At 67.1% G+C, this 8,064-nt stretch carries 9 protein-coding genes; 7 read left to right on the top strand and 2 right to left on the bottom strand.

The annotated features are described in order from the left end of the window. The coding region (locus tag AOK15_RS27830; RefSeq protein WP_055521106.1) for a hypothetical protein at positions 1-425 on the top strand (425 nt) is incomplete at its 5' end. A gap of 81 nt (positions 426-506) precedes the next feature. On the opposite strand, the gene AOK15_RS27825 is transcribed toward AOK15_RS27830, so the two are convergent. Continuing rightward, positions 507-812 (bottom strand): ferredoxin, encoded by a 306-nt coding sequence (locus AOK15_RS27825; protein ID WP_055521105.1) that lies wholly within the window; start codon positions 810-812, stop codon positions 507-509. Between the two features lie 242 nt (positions 813-1,054). Between AOK15_RS27825 and arc the strand changes: the two genes are divergently transcribed. The 6 genes from arc (at position 1,055) to prcA (ending at position 7,205) form a co-directional block, all read left to right on the top strand. Then, a complete protein-coding gene (gene arc / locus AOK15_RS27820) occupies positions 1,055-2,821 on the top strand; it encodes a proteasome ATPase (RefSeq protein WP_055521104.1) in 1,767 nt (588 codons plus the stop codon). 233 nt (positions 2,822-3,054) lie between these two features. Beyond that, complete coding sequence (gene dop / locus AOK15_RS27815; protein ID WP_338059932.1) at positions 3,055-4,566, top strand: depupylase/deamidase Dop; 1,512 nt, start codon at positions 3,055-3,057, stop codon at positions 4,564-4,566. A gap of 189 nt (positions 4,567-4,755) precedes the next feature. After that, positions 4,756-4,971, top strand: coding sequence for a ubiquitin-like protein Pup (locus AOK15_RS27810; RefSeq protein ID WP_055521102.1), 216 nt, complete (start codon positions 4,756-4,758; stop codon positions 4,969-4,971). 117 nt (positions 4,972-5,088) lie between these two features. Further along, positions 5,089-5,601, top strand: coding sequence for an endonuclease VII domain-containing protein (locus AOK15_RS42770; protein ID WP_079058744.1), 513 nt, complete (start codon positions 5,089-5,091; stop codon positions 5,599-5,601). Next, complete coding sequence (prcB, locus tag AOK15_RS27805) at positions 5,553-6,398, top strand: proteasome subunit beta (protein ID WP_055521101.1); 846 nt, start codon at positions 5,553-5,555, stop codon at positions 6,396-6,398. The genes AOK15_RS42770 and prcB overlap by 49 nt, the downstream gene beginning before the upstream one ends. A 69-nt stretch (positions 6,399-6,467) precedes the next feature. After that, positions 6,468-7,205 carry a proteasome subunit alpha gene (gene prcA, locus AOK15_RS27800; protein WP_055521100.1) on the top strand — a complete coding sequence of 246 codons (738 nt, stop codon included), beginning with the start codon at positions 6,468-6,470 and terminating at the stop codon, positions 7,203-7,205. A gap of 97 nt (positions 7,206-7,302) precedes the next feature. Here prcA and AOK15_RS27795 read toward each other — a convergent pair. Next, positions 7,303-8,064 (bottom strand): LacI family DNA-binding transcriptional regulator (locus AOK15_RS27795; protein WP_055521099.1); only part of this gene is annotated, 762 nt, incomplete at its 5' end.

Below are 8,064 nucleotides of genomic sequence, written 5' to 3'. Positions count from 1 at the left end.
AGCCCGCCCCCGCCGTGGTCGCCGCTCCCGACCCCGCCGACGTCGACCTGCCCCTGGACTGCGGCCCCGTCGACATCGTCATCAAGGAGCAGGCCTCCGGAGACCTCGACGGTGACAGGCGCCCCGAGACCGTGGCCGTCGTCCACTGCGACGCCGCCATGGGCACCCCGCCCGACGCCGTCTACGTGCTCACCCGCTCCACCGACGCCGCACGGCCCCGCGTCGTGGCCACCCTCGTCAACCCCAAGGACCGCTACACCGTCACCGACTTCGCCGTCCGTGACGGAGCCGTCACCGCGACCCTGCACGGCTACTCCTCGCGCAAGGTGCCCAATTGCTGCCCCGACGTCACCGACGACGTCGAATGGCAGTGGCGGAACGGCGCGTTCGTACGGTCGACACCCGCAGGTACCCAAAGCGTGTGACACCCCGCCCAACGGGATGTGATCGCCCGGCAAACCCGGTGTGAGAAAGCAGACACGACATGGCGCGCAGTGGCCGCCCGGTCACTCCGCGTCCGGGCCGTACACCTCGACCCTGTCCGAAACCCGACGCACGTGGATGCACTCACCCGGACACTCCTTCGCCGAGTCCACCACGTCCGTCAGAAGCGGCAGCGGAACCGGCGTCGCCGCACCCGGAGCCTGCAGCAACTCGTCGTCCACGCTCTTCACATACGCCAGCCCGTCGATGTCCAGCTCGAACACCTCGGGCGCGTACTGCGCGCAAATACCGTCACCGGTGCACAGGTCCTGGTCGATCCAGACCTCGAGCGCCTCGCCCACGGTCCCGGACTCCTGTCGCACGGTCATCTCTCCTGCCATTCCTCTCGCCACCGTCGGGAACCATGCAGGCCCTGACGGGTGTTGAACACTTCGACCCTACCCGGACCGGCTTCCCAATCATGTTCCGTGGGTATTCCCCTGGCGTGAGGGAGAGCGCAAGGGTGAAGATCGGACACACCCCGACCGTCTTTGTGATCTAGGGGTTTCAATCGACACCCACCCAGGTAGGGTCTGGAAGCGTCCAGCTCCCCTTGGAGGAGGTGAGGACCGTGGCAGCCCACGACGACGACATGAACCGCGGCATCCGCCCGGGACGAGGGTCCGACGACCCGGCCGGGCAGATTGCCTACCTTGAGCAGGAGATCGCCGTCCTGCGACGCAAGCTCGCCGACTCTCCGCGACACACGAGGATTCTCGAAGAGCGGATCGTCGAGCTGCAGACCAACCTGGCCGGCGTGTCCGCGCAGAACGAGCGGCTCGCCAACACGCTCCGTGAGGCCCGCGACCAGATCGTGGCCCTCAAGGAAGAAGTCGACCGGCTCGCACAGCCCCCGGCCGGCTTCGGTGTCTTCCTCACGGCGAACGAGGACGGCACGGCCGACATCTTCACCGGAGGCCGAAAGCTCCGCGTGAACGTCAGCCCGAGCGTCGACCTGGAAGAGCTCAGGCGCGGCCAGGAAGTCATGCTCAACGAAGCGCTCAACGTGGTCGAAGCCATGGAGTACGAGCGCGTCGGGGACATCGTCACCCTCAAGGAGATCCTCGAGGACGGCGAGCGCGCCCTGGTGCTCGGGCACACCGACGAGGAACGGGTGGTACGGCTCGCCGAGCCGCTGCTGGACGTCACCATCCGCCCCGGCGACGCCCTGCTGCTCGAACCCCGCTCCGGCTACGTCTACGAGATCGTCCCGAAGAGCGAGGTCGAGGAACTCGTCCTCGAAGAGGTCCCGGACATCGGCTACGAACAGATCGGCGGCCTCGGCGGCCAGATCGAGGCCATCCGCGACGCGGTCGAGCTCCCGTACCTCTACCCCGACCTCTTCAAGGAGCACGAGCTGAGGCCGCCCAAGGGCGTCCTCCTCTACGGGCCCCCCGGATGCGGCAAGACGCTCATCGCCAAGGCCGTGGCCAACTCACTGGCCAAGAAGGTCGCCGAAGTGACCGGCCAGGCCGCAGGCAAGAGCTTCTTCCTCAACATCAAGGGCCCCGAGCTCCTCAACAAGTACGTCGGCGAGACCGAGCGGCAGATCCGCCTCGTCTTCCAGCGTGCGAGGGAGAAGGCCAGCGAGGGCACCCCCGTCATCGTCTTCTTCGACGAAATGGAATCCCTCTTCCGCACCCGCGGATCCGGAGTCAGCTCGGACGTGGAGAACACCATCGTCCCCCAGCTGCTCGCCGAGATCGACGGCGTGGAAGGCCTGCAGAACGTGGTCGTGATCGGCGCCTCCAACCGCGAGGACATGATCGACCCCGCCATCCTGCGCCCCGGCCGACTCGACGTGAAGATCAAGATCGAGCGTCCCGACGCCGAGGCCGCCAAGGACATCTTCGGCAAGTACCTCACCGAGCGCCTCCCGCTGCACTCCGACGACCTCGGCGAGCACGGCGGCAGCAAGGCCACCACCGTCCAGAGCATGATCCAGACGGCTGTGGAACACATGTACGCCGAGTCCGAGGAGAACCGCTTCCTGGAGGTCACCTACGCCAACGGTGACAAGGAAGTCCTCTACTTCAAGGACTTCAACAGCGGCGCCATGATCGAGAACATCGTCGGCCGTGCCAAGAAGATGGCGATCAAGGACTTCCTCGAGAAGAACCAGAAGGGCCTCCGCGTCTCCCACCTCCTCCAGGCCTGCGTGGACGAGTTCAAGGAGAACGAGGACCTGCCGAACACCACCAACCCGGACGACTGGGCCCGAATCTCCGGAAAGAAGGGCGAACGGATCGTCTACATCCGTACCCTGATCACCGGAAAGCAGGGTGCCGACACCGGACGCTCCATCGACACGGTGGCGAACACCGGACAGTACCTGTAAAAGGCAGGGCGGCTGCGGGTGCCCTCACTGGGTACCCGCAGCCGACTGTTTTTCGGGTCACGGCTGGAGCAGTCAATGACGCAAATGATCTCCCCACCAGCGCGAAGCCGTTCTAGGCTCGTTCGTACCGCCGAGTCGCGCAGTGCGGGGACGGGCACCGCACACGCACCGGAGCGCCAGCGGTACTTGAGCAGCGTCCCCGACCGAGGGCGCCGCCGGGCAAGGAGGGCCGCATGACCGTACGGCGAGTAATGGGCATCGAGACGGAGTACGGGATCTCCGTCCCCGGCCACCCCAATGCCAATGCCATGCTCACCTCGTCCCAGATCGTCAACGCCTACGCCGCGGCGATGCACCGGGCCCGCCGGGCCCGGTGGGACTTCGAGGAGGAGAACCCGCTGAGGGACGCGCGAGGCTTCGACCTCGCCCGTGAGGCCGCCGACTCCAGCCAGCTCACCGACGAGGACATCGGCCTGGCCAACGTCATCCTCACCAACGGCGCTCGCCTCTACGTCGACCACGCACACCCGGAATACAGCGCCCCCGAGGTCACCAACCCCCGGGACGCCGTCCTCTGGGACAAGGCCGGCGAACGGATCATGGCCGAAGCCGCCGAACGGGCGGCCCAGCTCCCCGGCGCACAGCCGATCCACCTCTACAAGAACAACACCGACAACAAGGGCGCCTCCTACGGCACGCACGAGAACTACCTGATGAAGCGGGAGACCCCCTTCTCTGACATCGTGCGCCACCTCACGCCGTTCTTCGTCTCCCGCCAGGTCTTCGCCGGCGCCGGACGCGTCGGCATCGGCCAGGACGGCCACGAACACGGCTTCCAGCTCAGCCAGCGCGCCGACTACTTCGAGGTCGAGGTCGGCCTGGAGACCACCCTCAAGCGCCCCATCATCAACACCCGCGACGAACCCCATGCGGACGCCGAGAAGTACCGCCGCCTCCATGTGATCATCGGCGACGCGAACCTCTCGGAGATCTCCACCTACCTGAAGCTGGGCACCACCGCCCTCGTCCTCTCCATGATCGAGGACGGCTTCATCGCCGTCGACCTCGCCGTCGACCAGCCCGTACGCACCCTCCACCAGGTCTCCCACGACCCGACGCTGCAACGCCTCATCACGCTCCGCAGCGGACGCACGCTGACCGCCGTGCAACTCCAGATGGAGTACTACGAGCTGTCGCGCAAATACGTGGAGGAGCGGTTCGGGGCGGACGCCGACGACCAGACCAAGGATGTCCTCAGCCGCTGGGAGGACACCCTGAACCGCCTGGAGAACGACCCCATGAGCCTCTCCGGAGAGCTTGACTGGGTCGCCAAGCGGGAACTCATGGAGGGCTACCGGCGCCGTGACGGCCTCGACTGGGACGCCGCCCGGCTCCACCTGGTCGACCTCCAGTACGCCGACGTACGGGCCGAGAAGGGCCTGTACAACCGCCTCGTGGCCCGCGGCAAGATGAAGCGGCTCCTCGATGAGACGGAGGTCGAGCGGGCCCGTACGAAGCCGCCGGAGGACACCCGCGCGTACTTCCGCGGCCGCTGCCTGGAGCAGTACGCCGACGACGTCGCGGCCGCCTCCTGGGACTCCGTGATCTTCGATCTTCCGGGCCGGGATTCGCTCCAGCGGGTTCCAACCCTCGAACCCCTTCGCGGAACGCGAAATCACGTCAAGGAGCTCCTGGACCGCTGCCGCACCGCAGAAGACCTGGTCAGGGTCCTGTCCGGCAACTGAATCGGGCATCAATCGTGATCAGCCGGGCAGGGTGGAAACACCGCCGTGCGGGAATCATCGAGGTGGTCCCCGGACGTTGTGGAAACAACGGGGCCAATGTCAGACCGGGCTTGTAGGGTCTGATCATGACCGATCGGCAGGAAAGCCGACCTGCCGACCATGTCGGGCGAACTGAGCGGGGTGAGGGTTATGGCGACCAAGGGCACCGGCGGCGGCCAGCAGAAGGCCACCCGTTCCACCGAAGAGGTCGAGGAGGCGCCCGAGGCGCAGGCTTCGGAGGACCTCAAGGAACGGCAGGAGAAGCTGAGCGACGACGTCGACTCGGTTCTGGACGAGATTGATGATGTCCTGGAAGAAAACGCCGAGGACTTCGTGCGCTCCTTCGTTCAGAAGGGTGGAGAGTGATTCCGCCTTCGAAGCGAAGGTAGTCGGGGGTAGGGGTTGAGAGAGCCTGAAGATGTGAAGCGCTGCTCGCGGTGTAAGGAGTGCAGGCCGCGAGCGGCCTTCGCCAGCAACAAGGCGATGCGTGACGGTCTCCAGGCGTACTGCAGGGAATGCTCCGCGGCGTACTTCCGGCAGCGGCAAGATGTGCGCGGCAAAAAGCCACGACCGCGAGTTGCTGCGCCTGAGGGGCACAAGTACTGCCAGCGCTGTGGGGAGATCAAGCCGCACTCGCAATGGGATCGCAACAGAACAGCCTCGGATGGCCTCTCGGCGCGGTGCAAGGCGTGCCGGGCAATCGAGGGTCGTGCAGGCCATCTGAAGCGTCAGTACGGCATGACCGAAGCCGAACGTGACGAGATGATCGCCTCGCAGATGGGGCTCTGCGTGGTCTGTTTGAAAGCCCCGGCCATTCATGTGGATCACTGCCACAAGACGGGTAAGGTCCGAGGCGTACTGTGCTTCAACTGCAATTCGGCCATCGGCAAGTTGGGAGATGATCCCGACGCTGTTCGTCGGGCTGCCGCCTACTTGGAAGGATCCTCGTGGAAGCCAACACTCGTAGCACCGGGCGTCTACCAGCTGCCTTCCTGACGCCTGGGTCGTCGTCCTTCATGGACTTCCTGTCGGACCACCAGCCGGAGCTGCTGCCCGGCAAGCGGCAGCTGCCGCCGACCCAGGGCGTCATCGAAGCTCCGCACGGCACGACGATCGTGGCCGTGACGTTCCCCGGCGGTGTGGTGCTCGCCGGTGACCGGCGGGCCACGATGGGGAACATGATCGCGCAGCGGGACATCGAGAAGGTGTTCCCCGCGGACGAGTACTCGGCGGTGGGTATCGCCGGCACGGCCGGTCTGGCCGTGGAGATGGTCAAGCTGTTCCAGCTGGAGCTGGAGCACTTCGAGAAGGTCGAGGGGGCGCAGCTCTCCCTGGAGGGCAAGGCGAACCGTCTGTCGACCATGATCCGTTCCAACCTCGGCATGGCCATGCAGGGCCTGGCCGTCGTCCCGCTCTTCGCGGGCTACGACGTGGATCGGGAGAAGGGCCGCATCTTCTCCTACGACGTGACGGGCGGCCGTTCCGAGGAGTCCGGTTACGCGGCCACGGGTTCCGGTTCGATCTTCGCGCGTGGTGCCATGAAGAAGCTCTTCCGTGAGGACCTGACCGAGGAGCAGGCCACGACGCTCGTGGTGCAGGCTCTGTACGACGCGGCTGACGACGACTCGGCGACCGGTGGTCCCGATGTCGCCCGCCGGATCTACCCGATCGTCACCGTGATCACCGAGGACGGCTTCCGTCGGCTCACCGACGAGGAGTCCTCCGGGATCGCCCGCTCGATCCTGGAGCGGCGCCTGGAGCAGCCCGACGGTCCGCGGGCCGCGCTGCTCTAGCCGGTCCGGCGCAGACGGCCCCCTTATCAAGGTGATCCAGTGACTTCGACAGAAAGGGACGGATAACCGGTGTCGACGCCGTTCTATGTCTCACCCCAGCAGGCCATGGCCGACCGGGCGGAGTACGCCCGCAAGGGCATCGCCCGTGGCCGCAGCCTGGTCGTGCTGCAGTATGCCGACGGCATCGTGTTCGTCGGCGAGAACCCGTCCCGTGCGCTGCACAAGTTCAGCGAGATCTACGACCGGATCGGTTTCGCGGCCGCCGGCAAGTACAACGAGTACGAGAACCTGCGGATCGGTGGTGTGCGCTACGCCGACCTGCGGGGGTACACCTACGACCGTGACGATGTGACCGCTCGCGGTCTCGCGAACGTCTACGCCCAGACGCTGGGCACGATCTTCTCCTCGGCGGCCGAGAAGCCGTACGAGGTGGAGCTGGTCGTGGCCGAGGTGGGGGAGACGCCCGAGGGCGATCAGATCTACCGTCTGCCGCACGACGGCTCGATCGTCGACGAGCACGGCTCGGTCGCGGTGGGTGGTAACGCAGAGCAGATCGGCAGCTATCTGGACCAGCGTCACCAGGACGGTATGTCCTTGGCGGAGGCGCTGAAGCTGGCGGTCCAGGCGCTGTCGCGGGACACCAACGGCACGCAGCGGGAGATCCCCGCCGAGCGTCTGGAGGTGGCGGTCCTGGACCGTACGCGTCCGCAGCAGCGCAAGTTCAAGCGCATCGTCGGCCGTCAGCTGGGTCGTCTGCTGGAGACGGACGGCGCGTCCACGGAGGCCGAGAGCTCCGAGGAGGAGTAGGCCGGAGTCCAGCGGTAGTCCGTCCGTAGTGCGCCCCGGCCGTTCATGGCCGGGGCGCGCGGCGTTGGAGGGGGTGCCGTTCGCCCCGACGGCGTATTCAGGCCCTTGCGCGGGTCGTGGAGCCCCGTACGACCAGTTGCACGGGGATGTCTCCCTCCTGGGGTGTGCGGCCCTCCAGAACCGCCAGGAGGGCGGCCATGCCGCGTTCCCCGAACGTTTCGGCGTCGAGGCGTACCGTCGTGAGTTCGGGGTCGAGTGCGGTGGCGAGGCCGAGGTCGTCGACGCCGGTGACGGAGATGTCGTCGGGGACCCGGAGTCCGAGGCGGCGCAGTGCCTTGTAGGCGCCTGCGGCGAGTTTGTCGTCGTCGCAGACGAGTGCGGTGGGCCGGGGACCGTCGGGCCCGGTGAGCGCGGCCTCCGTGGCGGCCAGGGCGCCCTCGATGGAGATGGGTGCGGCCACCGTCCGCAGGGTGGTCCCGGTGACCGCGGCGACCCGTGTGGCGAGTTCCTGTGCGCGTACCTCGAAGGTCCAGGAGGGGACGTCGGCGGCGAGGTGCAGGAAGTGGCGGTGGCCCAGGGCGAGGAGGTGGTCGGCGACCTGTCGTGCGCCGTCCTTGATGTCGAGGTTGACGGTGACGGCTCCGTGGCTGCCCCGGGGGTCGCTGTCGAGCATCACCAGGGGCAGCTGGTCGCCGCGGATGGCGCTGAGGGCGTCGGCGGCCATGGAGGAGGCGATGACGCCGTCGAGGGCGGCCTGGGCGGAGGCGAAGGGGTCGCGGGCGGGTCCGACGACCTCGGGGGAGGGGTAGAGGACGACGCCGAAGCCGTGCCGGGCGGCGACGCGGGCGGCTCCGGTGTA

Origin of the sequence: Streptomyces ossamyceticus, from assembly GCF_001418475.1 — a bacterium.
Classification (GTDB): domain Bacteria; phylum Actinomycetota; class Actinomycetes; order Streptomycetales; family Streptomycetaceae; genus Streptomyces; species Streptomyces ossamyceticus.
This window is presented reverse-complemented; position numbering and strand designations above follow the sequence as displayed.